Annotated in this window: 24 protein-coding genes; 6 read left to right on the top strand and 18 right to left on the bottom strand. The window is 28.6% G+C overall.

Features of this window, described 5'->3' with window-relative positions:
• Nucleotides 1–8: 8 nt before the first annotated feature.
• Together KGF38_RS10040 and KGF38_RS10035 are read right to left on the bottom strand one after the other, a co-directional pair.
• On the bottom strand, nt 9–1,229 hold the full coding sequence (locus KGF38_RS10040; protein WP_054276357.1) for an NRAMP family divalent metal transporter: 1,221 nt from the start codon (nt 1,227–1,229) through the stop codon (nt 9–11).
• 28 nt (nt 1,230–1,257) lie between these two features.
• A complete protein-coding gene (locus tag KGF38_RS10035; protein ID WP_074178928.1) occupies nt 1,258–2,049 on the bottom strand; it encodes a LamB/YcsF family protein in 792 nt (263 codons plus the stop codon).
• Between the two features lie 584 nt (nt 2,050–2,633).
• On the opposite strand from KGF38_RS10035, the gene KGF38_RS10030 reads away from it, so the two are divergent.
• Entirely contained in the window at nt 2,634–3,263 is a 630-nt protein-coding gene (locus tag KGF38_RS10030) for a TrkA C-terminal domain-containing protein (protein ID WP_021384134.1), read from the top strand.
• Between the two features lie 114 nt (nt 3,264–3,377).
• On the opposite strand, the gene glpK is transcribed toward KGF38_RS10030, so the two are convergent.
• Nucleotides 3,378–4,892: a glycerol kinase GlpK gene (glpK, locus tag KGF38_RS10025; RefSeq protein ID WP_054269864.1), complete on the bottom strand. Its 1,515-nt coding sequence runs from the start codon at nt 4,890–4,892 to the stop codon at nt 3,378–3,380.
• Nucleotides 4,893–5,137: 245 nt separating this feature from the next.
• Between glpK and KGF38_RS10020 the strand changes: the two genes are divergently transcribed.
• From KGF38_RS10020 to KGF38_RS10010, 3 genes are all read left to right on the top strand, one after another.
• Nucleotides 5,138–5,680, top strand: a complete 543-nt coding sequence (locus KGF38_RS10020; protein ID WP_054269863.1) for a TetR/AcrR family transcriptional regulator — start codon at nt 5,138–5,140, stop codon at nt 5,678–5,680.
• A gap of 4 nt (nt 5,681–5,684) precedes the next feature.
• A complete protein-coding gene (locus KGF38_RS10015) occupies nt 5,685–8,192 on the top strand; it encodes an MFS transporter (RefSeq protein ID WP_227832326.1) in 2,508 nt (835 codons plus the stop codon).
• A 435-nt stretch (nt 8,193–8,627) separates the two neighbouring features.
• Nucleotides 8,628–9,026 carry a helix-turn-helix domain-containing protein gene (locus KGF38_RS10010; RefSeq protein ID WP_074178926.1) on the top strand — a complete coding sequence of 133 codons (399 nt, stop codon included), beginning with the start codon at nt 8,628–8,630 and terminating at the stop codon, nt 9,024–9,026.
• Nucleotides 9,027–9,232: 206 nt separating this feature from the next.
• On the opposite strand, the gene KGF38_RS10005 is transcribed toward KGF38_RS10010, so the two are convergent.
• Both KGF38_RS10005 and KGF38_RS10000 read right to left on the bottom strand, forming a co-directional pair.
• Nucleotides 9,233–9,454 carry a hypothetical protein gene (locus KGF38_RS10005; protein WP_074178925.1) on the bottom strand — a complete coding sequence of 74 codons (222 nt, stop codon included), beginning with the start codon at nt 9,452–9,454 and terminating at the stop codon, nt 9,233–9,235.
• Between the two features lie 19 nt (nt 9,455–9,473).
• A complete protein-coding gene (locus tag KGF38_RS10000) occupies nt 9,474–9,683 on the bottom strand; it encodes a helix-turn-helix transcriptional regulator (protein ID WP_003428146.1) in 210 nt (69 codons plus the stop codon).
• 296 nt (nt 9,684–9,979) lie between these two features.
• Between KGF38_RS10000 and KGF38_RS09995 the strand changes: the two genes are divergently transcribed.
• Together KGF38_RS09995 and KGF38_RS09990 are read left to right on the top strand one after the other, a co-directional pair.
• On the top strand, nt 9,980–10,396 hold the full coding sequence (locus tag KGF38_RS09995) for a helix-turn-helix domain-containing protein (RefSeq protein ID WP_054269859.1): 417 nt from the start codon (nt 9,980–9,982) through the stop codon (nt 10,394–10,396).
• A 227-nt stretch (nt 10,397–10,623) separates the two neighbouring features.
• On the top strand, nt 10,624–11,079 hold the full coding sequence (locus KGF38_RS09990) for a hypothetical protein (protein WP_021384080.1): 456 nt from the start codon (nt 10,624–10,626) through the stop codon (nt 11,077–11,079).
• A 66-nt stretch (nt 11,080–11,145) separates the two neighbouring features.
• Here the strand turns inward: KGF38_RS09990 and KGF38_RS09985 are convergent, their stop codons facing one another.
• The 13 genes from KGF38_RS09985 to KGF38_RS09925 all read right to left on the bottom strand — a co-directional run bounded on the left by KGF38_RS09985 (nt 11,146) and on the right by KGF38_RS09925 (nt 26,468).
• Complete coding sequence (locus KGF38_RS09985; protein WP_074178924.1) at nt 11,146–11,940, bottom strand: N-acetylmuramoyl-L-alanine amidase; 795 nt, start codon at nt 11,938–11,940, stop codon at nt 11,146–11,148.
• Nucleotide 11,941: 1 nt separating this feature from the next.
• Nucleotides 11,942–12,205 carry a hypothetical protein gene (locus tag KGF38_RS09980; RefSeq protein ID WP_054269857.1) on the bottom strand — a complete coding sequence of 88 codons (264 nt, stop codon included), beginning with the start codon at nt 12,203–12,205 and terminating at the stop codon, nt 11,942–11,944.
• Between the two features lie 256 nt (nt 12,206–12,461).
• Complete coding sequence (locus KGF38_RS09975) at nt 12,462–12,815, bottom strand: CD1375 family protein (protein ID WP_074178923.1); 354 nt, start codon at nt 12,813–12,815, stop codon at nt 12,462–12,464.
• A 16-nt stretch (nt 12,816–12,831) separates the two neighbouring features.
• Complete coding sequence (locus KGF38_RS09970; RefSeq protein ID WP_074178922.1) at nt 12,832–18,063, bottom strand: RCC1 domain-containing protein; 5,232 nt, start codon at nt 18,061–18,063, stop codon at nt 12,832–12,834.
• A gap of 21 nt (nt 18,064–18,084) precedes the next feature.
• Nucleotides 18,085–19,071 carry a phage tail protein gene (locus KGF38_RS09965; protein WP_054269854.1) on the bottom strand — a complete coding sequence of 329 codons (987 nt, stop codon included), beginning with the start codon at nt 19,069–19,071 and terminating at the stop codon, nt 18,085–18,087.
• Complete coding sequence (locus KGF38_RS09960) at nt 19,072–19,770, bottom strand: putative phage tail protein (protein ID WP_074178921.1); 699 nt, start codon at nt 19,768–19,770, stop codon at nt 19,072–19,074.
• The gene (locus KGF38_RS09955) at nt 19,767–20,819 is read right to left on the bottom strand and encodes a baseplate J/gp47 family protein (protein WP_074178920.1); all 1,053 of its coding nucleotides are present in this window, start codon (nt 20,817–20,819) and stop codon (nt 19,767–19,769) included. The genes KGF38_RS09960 and KGF38_RS09955 overlap by 4 nt, the downstream gene beginning before the upstream one ends.
• The gene (locus KGF38_RS09950; RefSeq protein ID WP_054276344.1) at nt 20,812–21,240 is read right to left on the bottom strand and encodes a DUF2634 domain-containing protein; all 429 of its coding nucleotides are present in this window, start codon (nt 21,238–21,240) and stop codon (nt 20,812–20,814) included. The genes KGF38_RS09955 and KGF38_RS09950 overlap by 8 nt, the downstream gene beginning before the upstream one ends.
• Entirely contained in the window at nt 21,240–21,566 is a 327-nt protein-coding gene (locus KGF38_RS09945) for a DUF2577 family protein (protein ID WP_074178919.1), read from the bottom strand. The genes KGF38_RS09950 and KGF38_RS09945 overlap by 1 nt, the downstream gene beginning before the upstream one ends.
• 15 nt (nt 21,567–21,581) lie before the next feature.
• The gene (locus KGF38_RS09940) at nt 21,582–23,135 is read right to left on the bottom strand and encodes an NlpC/P60 family protein (protein WP_074178918.1); all 1,554 of its coding nucleotides are present in this window, start codon (nt 23,133–23,135) and stop codon (nt 21,582–21,584) included.
• Between the two features lie 281 nt (nt 23,136–23,416).
• A complete protein-coding gene (locus KGF38_RS09935) occupies nt 23,417–23,839 on the bottom strand; it encodes a phage baseplate protein (RefSeq protein WP_054276341.1) in 423 nt (140 codons plus the stop codon).
• Complete coding sequence (locus KGF38_RS09930; protein ID WP_074178917.1) at nt 23,839–26,301, bottom strand: hypothetical protein; 2,463 nt, start codon at nt 26,299–26,301, stop codon at nt 23,839–23,841. Before KGF38_RS09930 ends, KGF38_RS09935 begins: the two co-directional genes overlap by 1 nt.
• Nucleotides 26,301–26,468 carry a hypothetical protein gene (locus tag KGF38_RS09925; RefSeq protein ID WP_054276339.1) on the bottom strand — a complete coding sequence of 56 codons (168 nt, stop codon included), beginning with the start codon at nt 26,466–26,468 and terminating at the stop codon, nt 26,301–26,303. The genes KGF38_RS09930 and KGF38_RS09925 overlap by 1 nt, the downstream gene beginning before the upstream one ends.
• Between the last annotated feature and the right edge of the window lie 11 nt (nt 26,469–26,479).

Here is a 26,479-nt window from a genome sequence, read left to right as displayed (position 1 = left end):
CTTCTAAATTAAGCAAATAAAGTACCTAGACTACTAAGAGAAGTTATTCCTGTATAGGCAGATATTAATACTACTATTACTCCAAATATTAAAAGCCATGTAGGATGTTTGTAATCTCCAACAATATCTTTTCTTTTAGATGCTATAAGCATTATTCCTAATGTGATTGGAAGTATTAATCCGTTTAAAGAACCTGCTAAAATTAATAAAGTTGCTGGCTTTCCTATAAATGCCATTATAAGTGTTGATATTGCTATAAAGGCTATTATAAAATACTTTTCATACTTATCTATAAAAGGATTTAATGTTTTTAAGAAAGAAACTGATGTATAAGCAGCGCCTATAACTGATGTAATTGCAGCAGACCATAATACAAGTCCAAAGAATTTGTATCCTATTGCCCCTGCACTAAATTTAAAAGCTGAAGCAGCTGGATTTTCTGGGTCAAGTTGAAGACCTTTTGAAACTACTGCTAATATTGCTAAAAATAGAAGAACCCTCATCATTGTTGCAACTAGTATTCCTAAAAGAGAAGACTTAGTTATTTCTTTTATATTTTCTTCTCCTGTTATTCCACCATCTATCAGTCTATGTCCTCCAGCAAAAGTTATATAACCTCCAACACTTCCTCCAAGTAGAGTTATTATTGGGAATATAAGCCCTTTTGGATTCTCTGGTTTTACCATTTTAAAAACTGCCTCTCCAACAGGAGGATGGTTTGATATTGCTACATATCCAACTATAATTATCATACCTAATGCTAAAAACTTAGTTATCTTATCTACTAGAGAATTTGAGTTTTTTGACATAAATACAAATATTGCTATCAATCCACTTAATACAGTTCCAAGTGTCATATTCATATTAAACATTACATTCATACCAAGTGCAGCTCCACCAACATTTCCTATGTTAAAAGCTAATCCTCCAAGCGCTACTAAAAAAGCAACTAGATAACCTAATCCAGGCACTATTTTATTTGCTATATCTTGACCTCTAAGACCTGATACACCAATTACTCTCCATACATTTACTTGAGCTCCTATAAAAAGAATTGTTGTAATTAAGATTACAAATGAAAAACTCGGCCCAAAATCTTGAGTAAATTGTGCTGTCTGAGTTAAAAAACCAGGTCCAATTGCTGATGTTGCCATTATAAAAGCAGCTCCTATAAGTGCCCCAACATCTTTTTTATTTTTCGTTTTATCAGTAATATTTTTTGTACTCATATTTTATCTCCCCCTCATATTATCAGTCTTAAACCATGTTCTCTAATGAACAAGCTTCCATATCTTCTAATGGACAAACTTCTATATTTTCTAATTCAAAGCGTTTTCTTATCTCTTTAACAAACTCTATTGCCTTTGGATTATCCCCATGAACACATATAGAGTCGGCTTTGATATGTATAACTTCACCTGTTAACGTTTCTACAGTTCCTTCTTTTACCATCTTAACAACTCTATCTATTGCACATTTTGTATCATGTATAACTGCGCCCTCTACACTTCTTGGAACTAAAAATCCATTATTATCATAAGCTCTATCTGCAAATACTTCATTTGCATACCTAAGCCCAATCTCTTTAGCAGAATTTATCATTTCACTATTGTATAATCCTAAAAGTATGATATCTTTGTTTACTTCATATATAGCCTCACAAATACCCATAGCTAAATCTTTATCTTTAGCTGCCATATTGTATAAGGCTCCATGTGGTTTTACATGTTGTATGTTACATCCATTTGAGCTTGCAAATGCCATTAAAGCTCCTAATTGGTATTTTGTATAATCTTTAGCTTCTTGTCTAGTTATTTTCATCTCACGTCTTCCAAATCCCATTAAATCTAGAAAACCTGGGTGCGCCCCTATTTTCACGCCATTTTCTTTAGCTAACTTTACTGTTTTGTCCATATGATTAGGGTCACCTGCATGAAACCCACAAGCTATATTAGCTGATGAAATATATTTTAAAACTTCTTCATCTAAACCAACCTTATATGCTCCAAAACTTTCACCTAAATCACTATTTAAATCTACTTTATACAATTTATGACCCCCCTCACTAGCATTTTGATAGAATAAGTAGTTTTATTTTTTAAATTTTGTTTATTTTATATATTGCATGAAATATTTTATTACTTTTATTCAATTTTAGTTTTGCAACTATTTCGTTGCATTTCATAATATAATTTTACCATTTGAGGAATATTTTTGCAATTATTTTAATTTCACATTCATTTGTATTTCTTTTTCAAAAAATGTTTTTTCCATTTTTTAGTTAATAATTAATCATTTCTACCTAAAAAAAGGCATTTGACTTTCATTTTTAAAGTATTTTTCAATTTTAATCACTTTGTATGCAAGACAGAAGTATTTTTCTTCATTCATTTGTTTATTTCATCCATATAATTATCGTTTTTTGTAAATAAAATATCTTTATATTCTCTTAAGTAAATCTTTATAGAGTTTTACGTATAATAAAATCATGTATACTAAATACATGTTAAAATATTATTTTAAAACAAAGACAATATTTGTACATATTGTAGACATACAAACCTATAAATTATACAATAGTATTATTAAGATTATATATTTTTTAACATAAATTTTGTATTGGGGGAAAAACAATGGATAAAAATTATACGATGCCAATATACCAAAAAATAGCTTTGGATATTGCAAATAAAATATATACAGGTGAAATACAAGAGGATTCAGTATTATTTGGACGTTCTGTTTTGGCTGGTAAATACAATGTATCTCCAGAAACTATAAGAAGAGCTGTTAAAATTTTAGAAGATATTGGTGTTGTTAAAAGCATAAAGGGTAAAGGTGTTATTGTATTATCTCCAGACAAAGCTTCTTCTTTTATAAAAAAATACAGGGATATTACAAATATATCATCATATAAATCAACTCTTTATAATTTAATAGATACTAAATCTAATTTAGAGAATGAAATATTGGATACTATAAATAAAATTTTAGATTATTCTAACAGACTTGAAATAATAAATCCTTTAGTGCCCGTTCAGTTCACAATAAATTCTAAATGTAAGTATGTTGGACAAACAGCCGCTCAAACTAAATTTTGGCAAAACACAGGTGCTACAATAGTTGCAATTAAAAGAGGTGAGGAACTTATAATATCTCCTGGCCCGTATATCGAGTTTTTAGATGGAGATATTCTCTTAGTTGTTGGAGACAAACATATTTACAACTCTATACCAATGTTCTTATATGAAAGTGAAAAATAAATCATACAATTTAGTATGATTGTATAAAAAGTGTAAGTAAACAATAAAAAAAGAGCTTCATATTTTACATAAAGCTCTTTTTAAGTTCAAATAAATTTTGTTTTTGACTACTTTTTAAATATCTACTTCATCTTCTTTTTCCCAACTTAAAGCTCTTGATACAGCCTTCTTCCAACCTTTATATAATTTATTTCTCTTATCTTCATTCATATTTGGATTAAATTCTTTTTCTACTGACCATTTTGATGGGATTTCATTACTTCCAATATAGAAACCAACAGATAATCCTGCCAAATATGCTGCCCCTAAAGCTGTTGTTTCTACTATTTTAGGTCTATCTATATCTACATTTAATATGTCTGACTGAAATTGCATTAAAAAATTATTATTACTTGCTCCACCATCAACTTTTAGTGACTTTAATTTCAATTTTGAATCATTTTGCATTGCTTCTAAGACATCTTTTGTTTGATAAGCAATCGATTCCAATGTAGCTCTTATTATATGTTCTTTTTTTGCACCTCTTGTAAGACCTAAGATTGACCCTCTAGCATACATATCCCAATATGGAGCTCCAAGACCTGTAAATGCTGGTACTACATATACACCATTAGTATCCTCTACTCTATTTGCATACATTTCACTATCTTTCGCAGATTCAATTATCTTTAATTCATCTCTAAGCCATTGAATAGATGCACCTCCTATGAATATACTTCCTTCTAGTGCATATGTCACTTTTCCATCAACACCCCAAGCAATTGTTGTAAGCAGTCCATGTTTAGATTTTACTATCTTACTACCTGTATTCATAAGTAGGAAGCAACCTGTTCCATAAGTGTTTTTTGCAGTACCTTCTTCAACACAGTTTTGACCAAATAATGCTGCTTGTTGGTCTCCTGCACATCCAGCAATAGGTATTTTAGCTCCTGATAGCATACGTTCATCTGTATGGCCATAGACATAACTAGAAGGTTTTACTGATGGTAACATGCTTATTGGTATATCTAACTCTCTTAGTATATCTTTATCCCATTCTAAACTATTTATATTGTACATCATCGTTCTAGATGCATTTGAGTAATCTGTTACATGTACTTTTCCACGTGTCAAATTCCATATTAACCATGTGTCTATAGTCCCAAATAACAACTCTCCTTGTTCTGCTTTTTCTCTAGCACCTTCTACATTATCTAATATCCATTTTACTTTTGTTGCTGAAAAGTATGCATCTATTAAAAGACCAGTTTTTTCTTTTATTAGTTCTTCTAACCCTTTATGTTTAAGCTCATCACATATTTCTGATGTTCTCCTACACTGCCATACTATCGCATTATAAATCGGTTTCCCAGTATACCTACTCCAAATAATTGTAGTCTCTCTTTGATTAGTTATTCCTATTGAAGCAATTTCTTCTGGTCTTATTCCTGCTGTTTCTATAACTTCTCTCATTACTCCACTTTGTGAACCCCATATTTCCATAGGGTCATGTTCTACCCACCCAGCTTTTGGGTAAATTTGTTTGAATTCTTTTTGTGCGATTTTTACTATTTCACCCTTTTTATTAAATAGTATAGCTCTTGAACTAGTTGTTCCTTGGTCTAGTGCCATTACATACTTCTTTTCCATCACAGTATTCTCCTTATCACATAATAATATTTAATTTATTAAAAAGAAAAATCTAATATTACATATTTAAGTAAATAATCATACTTAAGTATAAATTTAATAAATTAGATACTTCTAATAAGACACTTATTTTATATCATATCTATATAATAATATTATACATTATAGCTTACATATTGATTAATAAATTTTAAAGGTTTATAATAAACAGTGTTCATAATAATTTTAATAAAAGAGGTGGTAATATGCCAAAGATTTTAGAAAATGTAAAAGAAGATATACTAAAAGTGGCTCGAGACATGATTCTAGAAGAAGACTACTCCAATATTAGTATCAGGAAAATAGCTCAAAGATGTGGTATAAGTGCAGGCACAGTATATAATTATTTTGATTCAAAACAAGAAATAATAGAATACATAACAAAATCGGAATGGGATTTATTGATAAGGCGAATTGAATACTCCAACAAAAATACTGAAGATTATATTAAAAAATTAGATATTATTTTTACAGAAATAAGAAATTTTATAAACAAGGTTCATAATATTCAATACAATGATTTTTTAAACACTTTTGAGACTAAAAGATTTTTTGAAATGAAAAAACATAAAGATGATTTTCATGAGCAGCTTTCAAATAAAATATATGAGGCTTTAGAAAAAGAAAAGTTTTTTAATAATGATACATTAGTATGCAATATAATTATTAAAATGTTTTTTTCATACTCAACATATACTCATATAGAATTTAAAGATTTAAAACCCTATATTGAAAAATTAATACATTAAGGTGGTGTTTGCCTTGAATTCTAATACTAGTATTCAGAACAAGGATAGTAATCCAAAAATATTTTTAGTACTTATACTTTATCTCTTAGGTATATTTATGGGAGCTATTGATACAGGAATAGTATCACCAGCAAGAACGATTATACAAAATAGTCTTGGAGTAAATGAAAAGACAGGAATTTGGATGATTACCATATATACATTAACATATGCATCTGTAATCCCTATTTCTGGAAAATTAGCAGATAAAATAGGAAGAAAATATGTGTATTTAGTTAGTATATTTCTATTTGGTAGTGGTTCATTAATATGTGGATTATCATCATTATTTTCCAATTTCAATATTTTACTAATTGGTCGTGTTATTCAGGCAATTGGTGGTGGCGGAATTATGCCTATTGCTACAGCAGAGTTTGGAACTACCTTCCCAGAGAATAAAAGAGGTATGGCTTTAGGTTTAGTTGGAGCAACGTATGGTATTGCCAATATTTTAGGTTCAAGTATTGGCAGCACAATTCTAAGTATATTTGGAACTCAAAATTGGAAATGGCTATTTTTTGTAAATCTTCCGATTTGCTTAATCATACTTATTGGTGGAATTTTGTGTATTAAAAATAATAAGTCTACATCTACAGAAAAAATAGATAAACTTGGTACATTAATGTTGATATGTATAATTGTATCATTATTGTATGGTCTTATGAATATAGACTTTTTTAACTTTACAAATTCTATGCAAGATATATCAGTTTATCCTTACTTATTGGCATTTATTATACTTATACCTATTTTTATATTTATTGAAAATAAGGCTAAAGACCCTATTTTAAATTTTGAATATTTTTTAAATCCAAGAATACTGATAGTTCTTATTTTATCTTTAATTGTTGGTATTGGAATGATGGGTATGGTATTTGTTCCACAATATGCTGAAAATGCATTAAAGATAAATGCTGGTTCTGGTGGATATTTTGTTGCTATATTGGGATTATTTGCAGGTGTTGCTGCTCCTTTAAGCGGGAGACTTATTGATAAGTTTGGTGCAAAGAAAATACTATTATTAGGGTTTTCTGTATCCATGATAGGGTCTCTTTATCTGGTATTAATTGCACTAAAAACAAATACAGTATTTAGTGTATGTATAAGTCTAATGTTTATGGGCTTAGGTATGGGATTTACTATGGGAACTCCTCTAAACTATATGATGTTATCAAATACAAGATTAGAAGAATCTAACTCAGCACTTGCTACATTGTCTCTGATACGCTCAATTGGAACTTCAATTTCTCCAGCTATAATGATTGGCTTTATAGCACATGCAGGGTTATCTGTACAAGATAATATTATGGACTTAGTTGGAAAACCATCAACACCTAAAATAGTTCAACTTGAAGAACTTGAAAATATGATAGATGATTTAAAGTCAGACCCTGAAATGGCAAAGAATTTAAAAAATGTTTCTATACCAAATATGGATGATACATCAAATATCAACATGGATATGACAGGTGGAAAACTACCAAAATACTTGTTGGATAAGGTTCAGTCAGCAGATACAACCAACATTACCAATATCACAAAGGAAATATCAACAACCATGTTTGATGAAAAAGTTCCATCTGTAATTAATAAAATCCAGACAAATGTACAAAAAGGAATAGATGGAACACAAAGTGGAATAAATGGTATCGAAGAAGGTGAAAATAAACTAAATAGTGGTATTAAAGGAATTCAAACAGGTATTGACAATATGATAAAAGCTAGGGCTGGCATTAATCAAGGAATAGATGGTATAAAAAAAGGCATTGATGGTGTTAATAAAGGTATTAAAGGTATGGAACAAGGTCTTGTAAAGCAAGATAAAGCCATAAATGAATTGACAATTGCTTACAATAAAATACCTACTATACCACAAGAAAATACTCCTACTAATAACGAAAATAACTCAAATGACCAAGAACAAAATAATACTAGTAATTCTAATCCTGACAGCAATAAAAATAATTCTACAGAAAATAAAAATAATAATTCTGGTGATAATAAACCAGATTTAAACGAAAAAAAGGAAAGTTTAAATGCTCAAATACAACAATTAAAAAAAGCAAGAGCTGAATTAAACACAAAGCTACAGAAAAGTAAAACTCAAAAGAAACAATTGAATAAAAAACTCAAAACAATGGAAAGTCAAAAAAAGGAACTTCAAAGTAAGCTAAATGATTCTATAAATAAAAAGAAAGACATGGAAAAAGGCCTTGGCACTATGGAACAACAAAAAAAATCACTTCAATCAGTTTTAGCAAAGACACAAGAAGTAAAAACTGAAATACCAAAGGCTTTTGATAAATCAAAATTAGATTATATAAATTCTATAGAAAACAATAGAACAAAAATAGAGAATACACTTCAATCTACTCTAAACTCAGGGTTTAAACAGATGTATATAACAGTATTCTGTATAAATTTACTTGCATTCGTAATATTGTTATTCTATAAAGAAAATAAAACTAGATAAAAGAGTGTTATAGTATTATATTGTAGATTTATCTTATATCTTAAATATGTTGTCTTAAATGTTAAATTCATAAATTTTTTTATAATTGATTAACATAAACTACAATATAATACTATTTCTCTTTTACTGTTTGTCATTTTTATAATCAGTTAAAAAATAACATTAGTTTATCAAACCAAATTTATAGATTAATTTACAAACCCTATTCTTAACTCTTTCACCTTTCATACCTAATTACGTCTATCAAAAAATATATACAAATCAAAATAAACCACATCTTTTCAACTATAATATGTTAAAATCATAGTATGAGCATATTAATTTAAGCCAAATGTCAATTAGACTTTATTTTGTTAGTTTTTTACATATAAATTTTGATATCTTTATTTTAAATGTCATTTTGACCTTGACAATAAAAAGAAAGGAGTGTATTTTGTGGATACTTTAGGAAAAAGAATTGCTTATTTAAGAAATTCCAAAAAACTTACTCAGCGTAAACTTATGAATATTTTAAAGTTTGAAAATTTAGGTAAGTATGAAACTGGAGATAGAAAACCTAATTGTGATATATTAATGTCAATAGCTGATTATTTTGATGTTACTACTGACTGGCTTCTATATGGCAAAGAAAAAGTAAACTCTAACAATAGTGTAAAAGAAAATAAGGAAGATTACCTACATGTTACTGATGATGAGATGAAGATATTAAATCTATACAGACAATTAAATGAGCGTGATAAAATAAAAATAGAAGGAATACTTGAACTTAAGATATCTGAATATAAAGACTTAAAAAAGCATTCCTCTAATACTAATGAAGATAAAATGGTTTAAACATACATAATTTGATACGATTTTACATCATCTATTAACTTTCTTTTTTTGTAACAGACTACTAAAATATGGATATTAAGTTATTTAAAAATAAGCATAATCTAATTTCAATAATATTTAGATTACCTATCCATATTTTAGTTTATGTATTTTGAACAGTGTTGTACATTCCTATATATTATTTATGTTCCCAAGAAATGTATTATTCATGTTTTCAACTCTTCCAGCATCTTTTTATATACAATTGTGCATCCTTTGTAATTACCCTCTTTAAGAAGGCTTGAGCATGTACTAGAGTATATAGTTAAGATATCTAATCTTTCCATATTTAAACTTTTTATACCATTGAGAGCCGTAATAAAATCGTCAATCGCTCTACAGCACTCTATTACTCCATCCAAATCTGATTTACACATAAGAATACTCACCTACTTCACACACTATTTGCTAATCATCTTCTGAATATTCTATATTAAGCAATTGATAAATTGATGATTTATACTTTTTACCTGTCCTTCTGCCATTTAGAATGGCTGACAAATAGTTTTCATTAACACCTATTTTCTTTGCTAATTCTCTTTGAGTCATATTTAATTCAATAAGTCTTTGTTTAACTTGTACTCCTAAAAAAGGTATCCATTTTTTTCGAGCATCCATTTATCAAGTTCCTTTCTAAGTGATTTATACTTCCTTTTGTTTTTTAGTTTACACACCTTCCTATATTTAGTATATTTTTTTGATATATACAAATATTAAGTACATAAATTTATTTGATACTAAATAAGATTTTTTGATTACTTTATGCTAAAATTAGGATGTAATTTCGTATCATTAAATTAATTATAAAGTCATTTTGACCTTAAGTCAATGTTTTTCATGTCATTTTGACCTTTATTTTGCAGCTATTTACATTTTAGAAAGTCTTTTTGACATTAATTGAATGGAGAGTGTTTATGAATACTTTAGGAGAAAGAATTGTTTATTTAAGAAAAACAAAAAATCTTAAACAATATGAATTAGAAGAAATGTTAGACTGTGATAATTTAAGTAAATTTGAGAGAAATATTAGAAAGCCAAATTATGAAATATTAAAATCTATAGCTGAGATATTTAATGTTTCAGTGGACTGGCTATTAAATGGAACTTCTTCACAAGAGCCAGATTTAATTTGTGATTTATCCTCAAATTATCCACTTAATAGTATAAACTCTAATGAAATAAATCTTTTAAATAATTTTAGAAAGTTAAGTGATTATGATAAGGCCAAAATAGAAGGTATGATTGAATTAAAACTTCATGAATATGAAAAAGAGAAAGATTTGAAAGAAACTGAATATAATAAAAATAAGGATGAGAAAATAGATAAATAATTTTTATGTTGCTTTTGATACGATTTTACATCATTTCTTAGTTCTAATATTTTTATTTCATTTATTTTCTTTTTTATAGTTTTATGATAAAATAATTAGTATATTTTGCTTTACTTGAATGTAATTATTTATACAAAAGTCAAACATAATATAAATGTGGTAAATTTTTAGTTTCAAGTAATATCTCGTTATTATAACTAAATATTTATTAAAATTAGGAGGATAAAATGGGCTTAAGAGACAAATTCGCGCAATCATTTGCTAGATCAAAAACTATGAGTGGCCCTGAGAAAAAGGCTAATGAAATAATGGGTAAATTGCTTCTTAAGAAAGCTATATTACCTATCGTTTTAATGTTCGTGATAATAATCGCTGGAGCTATGCTTAAAATTAATTCTTGGGTTACACTTGGCATAAATTTAGTTATTGCTGTTGGTGCTTTCTTCTACATAAGAAATTCTAGTAAAAAGTATCAGAACTTCAAACCTTATGTTGGCAATTTGATTAGTTTAGAGAAAAAAGGTAAAAAAGAGTATGTTGCTATTATAAAACAAGGTAAGTTACCAGTTAAGTTACAAATAGCTTATGGTGGTGAGGACCTTGAACATATTAAGAAAAATCAAATGGTTCAAATAAGTTATAATCCAGATGCTAAAATAGCTATTTTGGTTAATAGACAATAATTTAATAAAAAAAGAGGTAGCATAATGCTACCTCTTTTTGTTTTGTCTGTTTATTTTTTATTTATTTTAAATATATCTTCCTAAATATTTTAACACAAGTTCAAAAGTCTCTTTTCTGTCTTTTCCAATAAATTCAATATACTTATTAACATCTTTATTTATTGTTTTAGAAGCTTTCCCTCCTATGGAAAATATATTAGTTGCTATTTCATTTTTATAGTCTTTTACATCGATTAATATACTGTTATTTATATAAAACGACATTATGGTTGCAATTGCTTTATCCACTGCTCCAGAATATAATATTATATTTTCAGATTTTTCTTGTGAAATATCTTCTTTTATATCTTTGTTTAAAATTCCTTCTGCTATTAATTTTGCAATTGTATGTTTGCTTCTAATATAATAGTCTGTATCTTCTTTACTATCTACAAAGCAAGTTTCAATTAGTATTGCTGGTGCTTTTGTATGATTAAGCCAGTATAGACCTCTTGTATCTTTTTTTGACCCTCGATTTTTAAATACAGTTGAAAGCTTTGAGTTTACTTTTTCTGCATATATTTTTCCATTATCTGTCTTATATATTGTTTCTGTTCCCATAGGATTTAGGGTTGTCTTATTTGCATTAAAATGGATTTGTACTGCTAGGTCTATATCTTGTTTGTTGGCTATTTGACATTGCTCTGACAAATAGTTATCTGATTTATCAATTTTTCCAGTATAGGTTGTCGCTCCTCCTAGTTTTAGCCATTTTATTATTAAGTCTGTTAGGATTCTATTTTCCTTTCCCTCATCTATATACCCAACTGCTCCAGTTCCTTTTCCTGACAATGTATGTCCTGGTACTACTGCTACTTTCATGTTATACACCTTCTTTTTGTAACATCCCCTTTATATCAGTTACATTTTCTTTAATTTCCTCTACATCTGTTTTCATTGTTCCCATTTGAACAAGTACATTCTTATTTATTTCTTGCTGTTGTGTGGACAATTCTATAAAATTTTCTACAGTCTTTTTATACATGTCTCTATCTTCCTTTTTCTCCTGCATAGTATTTTTAAATAATAGAGCACATAGTATACCTATTGCCCCTAGGCTACTCAATTCTGTTATTAATTTCTCCATTATATCCTCCTGTTGTCTAAATTTTCTACACTTATAACTTTAATTTTTGTTATATTTTCATGTCATACAATGTTATATTTTAAGTACTATTATTTTAATTTTTAGTATTTTAAATTGTAGATATATTTTGTAGATTGATTAGGTATACCTACAATTTACTAATATAACAAAAAATAAGTACAAGGCTTACTTATTGAAGTTAAGACCTTGTACTTTATATAAAAAAAATAACTAGTATATAGTTATTCTGAATTTATTATTCAACTGGTATTTCTAATTCTTTACATCTAATTCTAACCTGCTCTCTAATTACTGCTGGTACTTCTTCTATTGTTTTCTTTCCTCTTAGAATCAATGCTACATATACTTCTACCATTCCACTCTCACCACCAGATTTTGCTACACTAAAAGTACTTATATTATTTAGTTCATCAACAGGATTTTGATTTAACAACATCTCATATATTTCTGCATTTGCTATAAAGTTGCTTGTTATATCATCATCTTGCTTTATTTGACTTATACTTATCTCAGAGATATCTTTATGTTGTACTTCTACTTTTCTACCTTGTTTGATTTGCTCTATTTTATTTTTATCAAATTTAAACAATTTTTACACCTCCATTTTAAGCTTGTGGCTCGTTGTTTTCAGCATCATATCTAAAAATCATAGATGGACGTTTTATAGCTGTCCATTTATCTCCTTTTTCTACTATGATTTTAGGTTGAGCACTTTTTATATTGGCTTCTTCTAATTCATATATTTCTTGATAACTTGAGTCTGATTTTTTAATTTCAACTAGTTTCATATCTTTGAATAAGTCAGATTTATTTATTTTTACTTGAACCTTAGTTTTATTTATCAATTGATATATAGGGTCTCCAAGATTTAAATCTTCTTCAAGTCCTCTATCTAGTGTAATCGTAATATCTTGTTCATTAGATGTTGTATTGACTACCTTATACATTCTATTTCCTATCATAACATAAGAGTCTTTAATTATAGAATTACCAGTACTCTCTTTAAAAATAAATAAAGATGCATATAAATCATCACCTTTACAATAAGCTCTAAATAATATTTTATTTTCTCCTATTTTAATTTTATCTGTTGGTATCTCAAATGATATCTTCTCAGTAGTTAAATCACTTACAGATTTTATGCTTTCTCCATTTATAAGCATCTCTATTCTGCTTATATCTTTATTTGGGTCTTGTATTTTTATCTTAATTGATGAAATTGACTTTTCAGTAATTTCTATAGCAGCATTTGTTGTTCCTACTTCTGATATAATATATAATGTATTGTCTGTTACAAGTACATCCTTCACTGTATTTACATCTTCAGAAATAGGTACTATAGTAAATTCTTTTAAAAACTCTACTGGTTGTTCAATCTTATAAACATCCCTATTTTTTCCAGTGACCCACACTGAATTATCATTTTTAAGTACTAATATATGGTCACTTCCATATGACTTTATTTCTCTTATATCTGCTAGTGCTTTTGTGAAGAACTTGATTATAGTATTTTCACTATCACTTCCCAATCCCAGGGCACCCTTGTCATTATATCCTTGTACAAATAATTCATTCCCTGTAGTTACTACTAAGGTATAGTTTTTACCACAATGTACCTCTTTACAGCTAGATACAGTTGTAATTCTTTGTAATTCACTAACTGGATTATTATGACCTATACCTAACTGATATTCAGAATTTTTCCCAATTGACCAAAGGCTATCATCAGATTTTATAAAATAAGTAAAGTTATCTCCACATGAAACATGTTTTACATCTGATACATTAATCTGTACAAATTCATCTACTTGATTTATAGATAAATCTTGTAATAGCTCTCCATGATAGTTTGTACCACATCCGTACATTGTTCCATCATTAAGTAATATAATAATATGAGTTTTAGAAATAGACACCTCTTTTATATTTTCATATGGAAGTTCAGTATAAAGGTCTCCTTTATATAAATTTCCTAATACAAGACCATAGTCAATATCTTTTGTAGTTGGTATAACTATCTTATTATTTAGAAGTATGAAGTTGTGTCTATTTTTAATAGATGTTATATCGCCCATTACAAAGTTCATGTGTTTATAGTTAAAGATTCGATTATCATTATTTCTACTATCGTACCTATTTCCAACACCTAATTGTCCAGAATTATTTAAGCCACAAATATATATATCATTAGTATCTTTTATTGCTATATTTGCATATTCTAAAGGAAGTATTTTCTTTACTCTTGTATTTGTTTTTACAAATGTATCTCTTTTAGTTACATCACCAACACCTAATTGCCCATAAGCATTTGAACCTGTGCCATATAAATCACCATTATCACTTACATAATATCCACATCTATAACTCATACCTATGTCTTTTGCTTTTGATGCTATTTTTTTAATCTTTTCTGGTGTTTCACTTCCTGTACCTGAACCATTACTACATTTACCTGCAGTATATACATCACCTTCGCTTGTAAGTAAAAGTACTGCATTATTTCTATTTGGAGCTACTTTTACTACATTTGAAATTGGAATTTCAGAAAATGCACTTTGGTTGCTATTACTATTTAGTCCTAGGCAATAGTCAGTATTTAGCCCTGTACTATATGCAGTATTATAGATTGTTATTATATAAGTATTTATTTCATTTGGTATGACTTCTTTTACATTTTCCATACACTTTATAAAACTATATTGGTCAGTAGTATTTCCCATACCTAATTGTGAATTATTATTGTATCCACAACAATATGCAATATTTGTATCTTTTACAATGAATGTTGTTGTATCTGAGCAGTATACATCCCTTACATTAGTTATGTTATTTACAGTAAATGTTAGTACATCTGGATGATTACTTTCACTTCCTAGACCTAGTTGCCCATGAGTATTTTCTCCACATGAATATAGTGTGTTATCATCTTTAATTGCATGTGAGTGAGTAGTGCCTAAGACTACATCTCTTACATTTTGTATGTTTACTTTGGTAAATGTATTTCTATTTACTATATCACCCAATCCTAACTGTCCTTTGGTATTTAATCCTGTAGAGTATAGAGTTCCATCATTTTTTATTGCAAATGTTGTGTTCCCATCTATACTTGTTGATATTTTCTTTATATTATCAAGATTTATTTGAGTGAATTTATTTCTATTTATTGTATCTCCTAGACCTAATTGTCCAGAACTATTGTTTCCTGTGGCATAAGCTGTTCCATCATTTTTGACTATAAACATTGTATTTCTTGATGTTGTAATTTCTTTTATATCATCCATAAATATAAATGAGTTTGATTGTTCAGTTATATTTGTGAATTTTTTTACTGGTTCATTGTTATATTCTCCTATACCTAGTTTGTTATTTTGATTCATTCCTGTTACATATATGTTATTATTTTTATCTACTACTACTACTGTATTATTTTTTATAATTATATCTTTTATTTCTTTTAATCCTGTATCATAATTACTTGTACTGTCTATATTTATTAAATTCCCAAATTCTCCATTATTAGCTTTCCCATATCCTTTTAATAAACTTTCTCCAGAATAATTTTTTAGTATAAATTCATTTCCTAATACTACTGCACCATTACAATTATCATCAAGATAACTAGACCAACTTTGGCTAGTTTTCCCATAGGTCAAACAACTTCCTGTGCATCTAAATGTAGAATTATTTTTTAACAAAGATAAAATATTTTTATTATTTCCTATAATACTTTTTGAACTATCAAATACTGAACAACGAATTAGTTTATGCGTCCATTGATAGCAAGTATATTCTCCCCCATCTGAACTTGTATGATATACACCTGTGCTATTACTAAATCTTAATCCATATTCTGGAGTTATTTGAGAAGAACTTGTAAATTTCATATTATTTTCACCAATACAATAAGCTCGGTCACTTTCGTCAAAAAACATACATCCATGATAAAAAGCAAATAAATTTATTAATTTAGTTTGAGTTGTATTATAAAATTCTAATGTTCTATATGATATATTCCATGTATTATATCCATTACTCTGATATGATGAGCTAGTACTAGGTGCCGGATATCCACCACTACCATTGTAAGAATATCCTATAGTCTTTGCAACCCCAGTTGAATCTAGTATATACATAGTATTACTCCATGTAGCTATTTTTTCTACATTACTAACTCTAGTATCTTTAAATGGATAATTTTTACTATTACCATAAACTATATAAGACTCATTTCCCCAAGCATATAATTCCTTTGAATGATTTAATGCTACAATATAATTACTTTCTACACAAAATTCTTTTACATTTTCTATCTCAATTTTTGTAAATATATTTCTATTTGTATTGTCCTTTAATCCCAATATACCAGAACTATTGTATCCACAAGAATATAAAGTTCCATTATTCTTAAGCACAAAAGTAGAACTTCCGCTTCCCTTTACATCCAAAACATTATCTATATCTACCTTAGTCATAACTGACCTATTAACATTATCTCCTAATCCTAACTGTCCATAATTATTTAACCCACAAGCATACAATGTTCCATCATTCATAACAATAAACATATTGCTATCTGTTAATTCTATCTTCTTATAATCCTGAAAATTATCACTTAACTTTACATTTAAAAATTCACTATTATCTTTAGTAACATATAAATAATCATCATTAACCAATAATCCTGAATAATTATCTAAATTTGAAGATTGTACCTTTGAAAACTCATATAAAAAAGTTGTATGAAAGAATGAACCAAGTTGACCTGATAAATTACATCCACATACAAATATCTCTTTTGAAGCATTTATTAAAAAATTAGATTGAGAGCCACACTTAATATCTTTTATATTTTCTAAATTAATCTTAGCAAAAGTATTTCTTGCTGCTACATCTTTATTGGCATTTGCTAGTTGACCATAATTGTTTTGTCCTGTACTAAATAAAGTATTATCATATTTCAATATCATCGTATGATTATTTCCACAAGAAGCGTATTTAACATTATTTATATTCGAAAGAGTAAATACAATAGAATTATTATTATTTCCTGTACCAAGCTGACCATAACCATTAGCACCTGTAGTATACATAGTTCCATCATTTTTAATAAGTATTGTATGACTACTACCACATGCTATTTGTTTTACATTGTCCATACCTTCTATTTTATTAAAGACACTTTTATTCAAAGTACTATTAATTCCCAATTGACCACTTGAATTTAACCCACAAGCATGTGCTGTTCCATCCATTTTTATAATGAATACAGATTGATTATAAGTTACTACATCCTTTACACTATCTATATTTACTTTAGTAAAAGTAGCCCTATTATTAGTATCACCTAATCCAAGTTGACCACTTGAATTTAACCCTACTGAATATAGAGTTCCATCATTTTTAAGTACAAAAGTAAAGTCATAACCACATGCAACAGATTTTACATCATCTATTGGTAATTTAGTAAATTCATAATATACTGTAGACTCAATTACTCCCAATTGACCTACATTACTTGTTCCTGCTCCATATGCAAATCCATCTTTAGTCACTGCTACACTATGCTTTGAGCCACAAGATACATATTTTACATTGTCAATCTTTACTTTGCTAAACATCCTTCTTTCTGATGAATCTTTTCCCACACCTAATTGAAAACCTGTGTTGTCTCCACAAGCATATAAGTTACCATCTGACTTTAATCCAAAGGTACTATTACTTATACCAGCAAAAAATTCTACGAAATCATAATCGTTATATCTTTTATCAAAATCATCAACCAGTATGTTCTTATCGTTAAAATAAGCACCACGTTGTAAAAGTTTATTTTGCTTCATTATCAAAACTACCCCCTTTATTTATCTTATTTCATATGAATACTTATTTAGAGTTATATCTTTTTGTTCTTTTAAATAAGTATTACTAGATTTTGTCTCAACAAAATTATTGTCCATATCATGTATATATCTAACTCTATTTGCACTAAATGGTAATACCACATCTCTAAAAACCACATTACCAACTTCGCCTGTTATACACTTTCTATTTAAATCTAATTTTAGACCTTCTATAGCTACTATGTTGTTTCCATTTGCCAATGTATCATACCAGTAACCAGCTTCATCTACAGTTACTTCTGACTCTAATTCTAAGTATATTAATATATCTAATACTTTTTCAGATAATTTGTTATAGCTATTTTTTAGAACTGATATATCAGTTTGTATCTGACCACTTATAACATCGTCAAAAGATATATTTTCTATTTTTTTAACTACTTCATTTATAGCCCCTGATAAATTTTTAGAATCTGTAGTTAATATATTTACATCCCCAATTTTTACTTTTATTTCTTTTATATTATTATTAAACTTATCATCCAAATCTTGAATATCCTTTTGAGTCACAAAAACCAGCGTTGGGTCTACTTCTAATGTCACATTTGAAGTATTAGACAATTGTAAAATCATCTTTACAACTAAGTCTTTAATACTACCATCTTCAGCACGTGGCTTATACGTCTCTGGATATTTTCCTATAGCTATTATATTGTTCTCATTATCCAAAACAGCAGCTTCTCTTATCATAAATCCACCAACTGTTCCTGGTAAAATAGTCTCTATAACTATCCAATTAGGATTTTTCTCATCAATTCTTAAAGAATTTATATTTCCTTCCCAAACTACATTCTTTAAAGCAGTTTGTTCTTCTGTTGGCTCATAATATTCTCCATTACTATCTCCAACTTGAAACTTTGTCAATCCTACAAGTTCTCCCAGCGCAGTTGCATTTGCTATTTTTTCTCTACCAATTTTGGTTAATATTATATAAAATTTTTCTTCCAACTATACCACCTCCTGTTTAGGATAAACTACTACATTTTCAACTCCTGTATCATTTGCAATAGCTATATTAATCTTACAATTACTTTCAATATACTTAATACTTAAAGGATAAACCTTTATTTCTTCTCTACTTAGCATTCCAGCCCCACAATTTATAACAGCACTACATTTTATAATTGGTTCAAAATATGGATGAACTTTTACTTCCTCACTACAAACCATACCTCCACCACAATAGACCATACTTTTATCTAGTATTATGGGCTCTAAATAGTGTACTAAGTGAGCAGGTTTTACTTTTTCAATCATATCACTACAATCTAAAAGAGTTTTATAGTCACAATTATTTGCTATAAAACTCAATACGAATGTAAATTCATCACTATAAACTTTTACATCTGCTTCTGATTTTGTATATGCCTCACATATATTTTTTATAACTTCAATAGTACTAGTACCTCTGCTCCTCATTTTGGCTTTTATATTATTACGTCTTGCTTCAAAACCAAGGTCTTTCTTTTCAATGCAGAGTATATCTTCCCACATATCTAATCCCCATGTTGCAGTGTCAACAAATAATTGGTCAAAAGTATCATCAATATCTTCTTTAAGAATATTTAACTCTATATCATATGCGCCTTGTATCTCTTCTACAATGCGATTTCTATCAAATGATGGTAGTTTATCAATTAGTTTCATTGATTTTCCACCTCACTAAAATCAACAGATGTTACACTTGGTATTTTATCTTCATTAATAGTTATATTATCTGTGCTTCCATTTATAAGTAAGTTACTTAAATCATGCACACCAGCAGTATTTATAAGTATCCCCATGACTTTTGTATATATTATTTCTCCTCTAATCTCTCTAAAATATGAATTTATACTTTCTAAGAAAGATTCTTTGACATTATCTAATGTATATCCATCTTCTAGTTTCATTACTGCACTTATATTTATTTCTATTGGTAATGGTGTTGCAACTGTTACAGTTGGTCCAATAGGTTTTTCTTCATCTATATGTTGCTGACATCTTTCAATTGTTTCTGTATCAACAGCTTGATTGTTTTTACCAAATATCAAAACTTTAATAGTTCCTGGACCATCCCATCTTGGATAAACCTTCACATTATAGACTCCATCTACCTCTAAAGCCCATTCTTCATAGTGAGCTTTATTTCCACTTGTAGCTTGATTTTTCTGTATTTTATAAAATCTTTCCTTTAATTCTTCATCTGTCTCTATATCTGTACCACCTTCAAAACTTTTAGTGTTAATAATCTTAATTACTCCAGATATATTATCGGTTAATTTAAATTCACAATTTGTAGGTAAATTATATCTCTTACCAACTTCTAGAGCTTGAACTGGGCTATTATCACCTTCTTCACTACCAATAGTTACATCTTTTATTACTACAAATAGTAAATCTCTGTATGATATTACTGTGCCATTAGTTATTACAGTTCCTTTCTCTCCAATGAACTCAACTTCTCCATTTGACTCAGTTCCCAACTTTCTATATACACCAAATTCATTAACTCTTTTATCAAGAAATTGGTTATATGTATCTTGTATAAAAGCCATTTTATGTATTTTAGAAAGTTCCATATACATTTTTGCGAGTTCTAGATTATTTCCAGATACCATGTTGTTTATAAAAGAACCCTCACCTTTATAAATATCAAGCTTGATATTTTCAAGAGTTCTATTTTTTATTACTTCATATGTCTGGTCACTATACATTTAATTCCACCTCCCCATAGATAGTGGATACTTTTACATTTGCACTTAATATGTCTCTGTTAAAGTTAGCACTTTTTACATTTACTTCTAATATATATGGATTTATTAAAAGAGCTTCTTTTATAAATCTGCTAGCTTCACTTTCTGTAAGACCTTTTGTATACTTTTGTCCTATAAGTTCTGAAAGCTCTGTACCATACTCTAAAGAGTATATCTCATGTTCATACCTATTTGTTTTTATGCACTTGTATATCCAAACTTTTAAAGCTTCTTTTTTCTCAACTATTTTAAAATCACTTTTTTCTAAAATAGGTTGGTCTTTTTCAAAATCCCATGCTACTTCACGAAAGATTGGTAGCTCTTCTGCTTTAGGTAAGATATAATCTTCTGGTACACCTATAAAAGGGAATATTGTACTCATTATAAGCTCACCAACTTACTTACAATAGCAAATTTCTCACCTATTCTAAACATTATTACTGTGTCTCCAGATTCAAAAGTATCTATAAAGGGATTTTTTATTTCATGTTTATGTTCTTGACTTGTTTCTGTATCAAATAATTCTATCTGTCTATCAAGCATCCAACTATCTATTAAGATATCTTCTTTTTCTAATATAATGTTATTTGTTTCTATTTTTAAATCTGGTAATTTATTTTTAACTTTTCCAATAAAAAAAGAAGGTTGATTATGATACTTTCCTTCTTCTCTTATTATTCCTATAAATTCATTAATCGGATTTGCCATTATATCACCACCTTTTTATAAATACCTTCTAGCTGTTATATAATTTTTATTGTAATAGCTACCATTTAGGCTAGATACTTTAACTACATCACCAGTCTTTGGCGAGTGAATAAACTCTCCATTACCTATAAATATACCAACATGGTTTATTGTACCTTTAGGCCCTTCACTAGAAAAGAAAACTAAGTCTCCTGGTTGTAAGTTTTTCTTTTCAACTGATTTTCCTAAACGACCTTGTTCTCTAGATACTCTAGGTATCTTTATTCCCAATGCATTTTTATAACACCATTGAGTAAATCCGCTACAGTCAAATGTATTTGGGCCAGTAGCTCCCCAAACATACTTACATCCTTTTTTAGAAAATGCAAGATTTATTAATTGTTTAGCTTTTCCAGTTGTATTAGATGAATAACTTCCACCAATAATTATTTTTCCATTTTCCTTAAAATTGTCAGATTCTTTTTGGTTACCAAATAGAATGTCTATATGATATTTTCCATTTTTCTCTATGATTATTTTTGGTCCATTATCATTTACTGTGTAAATTCCATCACGGTTTTTAGTACCTATTATTTGTATCTTATCTCCATATTTTAACCTTGGATGTTTAGAAAGAAAGTCTTTACTATAATGAGGTTGGTCATAGACATCTACCATAGGTGCTGCACAAGTTTTTTTAGATGGGTCTAATTTTTTTTCTCTACAATCTGTGTCTCCACCTTCTGCTTTGGTAGGACAATAACCTGTAAATACAGCTGAGAATTCTGTTCCTCCTGTATAATCATCTCCACCTAAATTACTTTCTTCCTTAGGTTCATCTTGTCCTACTGACTTTTCATCCATAAGATTTTGAAAGTTAAGTTCAAGTTCAATTTGGTACTCTCCATTTTGCCATGTATGTTTATCTGTATCTATATAAAACAATCCCACAAGCTTTGTATAAGAATCTTTAACTTTTACACCTCTGCCAGTTATACAACTTACATCTCCATAACCTCTAAGAGAACAGCTTTTTTCTATCCCTTTAAATTCACTATCCACATCTACATCTTGATTTTCTTGTTGCTGAATTACTTTTTGCATTATTACGTTTACTTCTTTAAAAACTTCATTATCTATTTTTTCACTAATTTTACTTCCATATTGGTCTACTACTATCACCTTATTTTTTACATTTTCCATACTTTCTGAAAAAGTAGTATTTATAATATTAAATCCCTCTTCAAACATAACACTTAAAGTTATAGTTCCTTTTTCAATAACATTAAACTTATCTAAATTAGCTTCTATCATGTATTTTTTCTTAGTCTTCTTACTTGCTTCTGTATATGCACTCATTATGGTATCATAACCAGTTACACCTATAAACATCTTTGTGTACTTGACATTGGTCTTTGCTATTGTCCCAACTGCAAGTCTATTTTCAGCAAATACTTGTTTTGCTATATCTTCAACTAACTTGTCTTTAAAATTACATGATACTTCACTTTGTGTAAGTAAAAATCCCATGTCTTTAGATACAAAACTAATTTCATTACTACTTGAATCTTTAGACCTATTAATTATCATTCCTCTAAAGAGTTCTTTCTCATCTACATAGAAACAAATCGTACTAGCTATTGGTATATCTATCTGTTGAAAATTTACATCAAAAGAAGATTGGATTATTGAAAATTCTAGTGTTCTTGATGGAGATTTATAATCACCTGACCAAGAGACTTTATTTACTATATCAGTAATATCATAGATACTTCCATTTTTTATGTGTACCCAAATTTTAATAATAAAAAATCACCTGCCTTTTCATTTAGCTCTGTCAGCAGTTATTTATAACTTATTATCCATAATAGTTATTGTTTTGGAGTTACTTTTGGTATTTTTATCCTTTTATATTCCTTTAAATCTAATGTAAAATATACATCTCTAGTTCCATCTTTTTCTTCATAACTAAAACCCTCAATTATGACTTCCATATTTATATTGGTTTCTGTAATTGTAAATCTTAGTATAAAGCCTTCCTTCATCCATTTTTCAATCTTATTTACACAGTCATAAGGTGATGGAAAACCTGTATAATCACAAAAAGTATAGTCTTTATTTGGAAAAAAACTAGATATTGAAATACTTTTAAGAGCTACACCTCCAAAAGTGGCTATTTCACCTATTTTGAGTATACTAGAGGAATTTACAGCAGCTTTTCCATTAATACTAAAAGATGATGGAAATACTGGAAATCTAAATCTATCTTCTGCTTGTCTAAGCCACATTTCCATTATAATACCCCTCCTAATTGTGCTATTTTTATACTTGAAACTAATTTTGATGTAACTTTTTCTATATCAGCTTCTTCTCTAATTACTATTGTGTCAGCTAATTTTGCTATGCTTATGTTTCCACCACTTTTTCCACTTCTATATTGATTTGCTTCTTGTTTAGTTAAGACCATCTCACCCTCATGAAGTCTTGTTGAATAATCATTATAAGGTACATAGTTTAATCCAAATGCGTTTCCTCCAGATTTACTTGTCCCCGAGTTCCAATCATCAATTATAGATCTAACTGTATCAATAATTGGGTTTTTATTAATTTTTTCAACTAAATTTTGCCACCATTTACAAACATCTTTTATAATATTGCATATATCATTAAATAGATTAAAAAGACCTCCTAAGACTGGTTCTACAATAATCCAAGCATCCTCTAAAATTGGTCCTATCGTTGCCCAAACTGTTTCCCAAATAACACCCAGTGTCTCTATAAAATTGTTTATTTGAGGAGCATATTCACCTAAAAAAGAAAAAATTCTCGTAATAATAGGACTAACAGCCTCAACTACAGGTCCAATTAATTGAAATGCTGTAGTTACTATTGTTCCAAATATACTTATTAAGCCTTGTGCAACTGGTGATTTATTATTTATATTATCTAATAAATTATTTACTAAGTTTACTACTGGAAATAATGAATCTATTAATGCAGTAAAGTCAATATTTTGCATTAACATACTTCCTGTGTTAACAATTGCTTTTGGTGCATTTCCTATCATTGTCGCTGCATGATTCTCAAAATTTTCTTGTTTATTTTCAGACATCATTTTTCGCTTTTCAACTACATTAGAGATTCGATATTGACTAGAATCAGAAAACTCTTTGCCACTTTTCATACTTCTAAACTGCATTTGGTCATATTTGTTACCAATAATTATCTCACCATTCATTACATTAGCTATCTTTTGTGAAAAATCACTTAAATTTTTGAATGCTTTTTTTATAAATGTATCAATTTTATTTAAACTAAGCTTCAAAACACCATCAAATGGTTCCATCATATGTTTTAAACCTAAATCGATACTGGTCTGTGCACTAGCTATCAAACCTGGTATTGTTTTTGCCATTTTCCCAGCTAATGCACCCTGCTTTTCAGTTATACCTTTTATAGCTTCATCAAATGTTTTATAATTTTCTCCTACTAAAGTATTAATAGCCTCCATATTTCCTCTTGAAGCACTCACAAAAGCTGCTGATACATCTTGGTCGCTAGTTGTATCCATATTGAAAGCTCTAACACCTACCATAGCTTTAGTTATGTCATCAGCTTTATCACGATTTCCATTACTAAGCATCATTGCTTTAGTTCCCATTGAAATAACTTCTTTAGGGTCAAAAGGGGTACTTAATGAAAAGTTCTCTAAATCACTATAATACTTATCAACATAGCTCACTCCCGCTCTACCAGTATTCCTCTGCATTATATTTTCTAAAAGTACTTTCTGATTTTGTTCTTGGCCAACTAAGTCAACACCCTTTTTCATAGCAACACCTATAGTAGCTCCATTTGTCAAGTCAGATATCTTCCCTTTTATTGAACCAAGTATTCCACTTGCCATATCCTTTACAGCTATTGCACCTTTCCATACCGTACCTGCAAACAATTTCAACTTAGGAAATACTCTACTTATAATGCTACTTGCCATATCTTTTATAGCTATTACACCATTCCAAAAAGAACCTTTAAATAACATTAACTTAGGTAAAATTCTACCTATAACACTACTTGCCATATCTTTAATATTAACAATACTTTGCCAACGATTTTTAGTTAGATGTTTTAATTTTTCTAAAAGGCTACTTACCACTTTCTTAGCAGTATCTTTTGTTTTTATTACAACTTCCCATATCCTTCCACTAAGCTTTTTTAATCCTCCAAGTACTTTATCAATAGCTTTCTTTGCACTAAAACTTTCTATCTTTAACCTTATATTAGAAGCAATGCTCTTTAATAAACTTATTTTTGAATTAGTTTTTTCTATTTCATCACTTTTAGCTTTAAATATTAATATAATTATAAGATTTGAATTCAACTCATTTTTCTTTTGAATCAACTTACTAAAATAATTAATAATCATAGCTATAGTTACTGCTAATCTCATAATACTACCGTTTAAACTCCCAATAGCTCCTGAAACAGCATTAATACTAGAACTTAATTTTGTAATAGTAGAACTTACACTACTAGCAGCAACCTGAACTTTTCTTAAAGAAGAATTTAAACTGTTTACTCTACTACTTGCACTTCCAATAGAATTATTTATACTATTAGCCATTACATTAGTTGAAAGCGAAACAGCCACAGTTGCTCTCCTAAAATTGTCAGTTACTGATATAATTTGATTCATTTTTGGTGTGTAATTGTCTGTAAGATACATATTTATACCTTCTTCTTTTACATTCCCCACTATATATCACCTCCTGTCAAAGGACAAACTCCATATCCATGTTTCATTTTTTCAACTTCTTCCTCAATTTCCAAGGCGAAAAAAGCTTCAATAAGCTTTAATTCGCCTTTATCCATTGCATAAAAAAGGGACGGTCTAATACCTTTTTTCTTCCAATAATAATACATTATTGTAGTCT

Origin of the sequence: Clostridioides sp. ZZV14-6387, assembly GCF_020657835.1 — a bacterium.
Classification (GTDB): domain Bacteria; phylum Bacillota; class Clostridia; order Peptostreptococcales; family Peptostreptococcaceae; genus Clostridioides; species Clostridioides difficile_A.
Note: the sequence above shows the minus strand (reverse complement) of the source record. Positions and strands in the feature narration are given on the sequence as shown.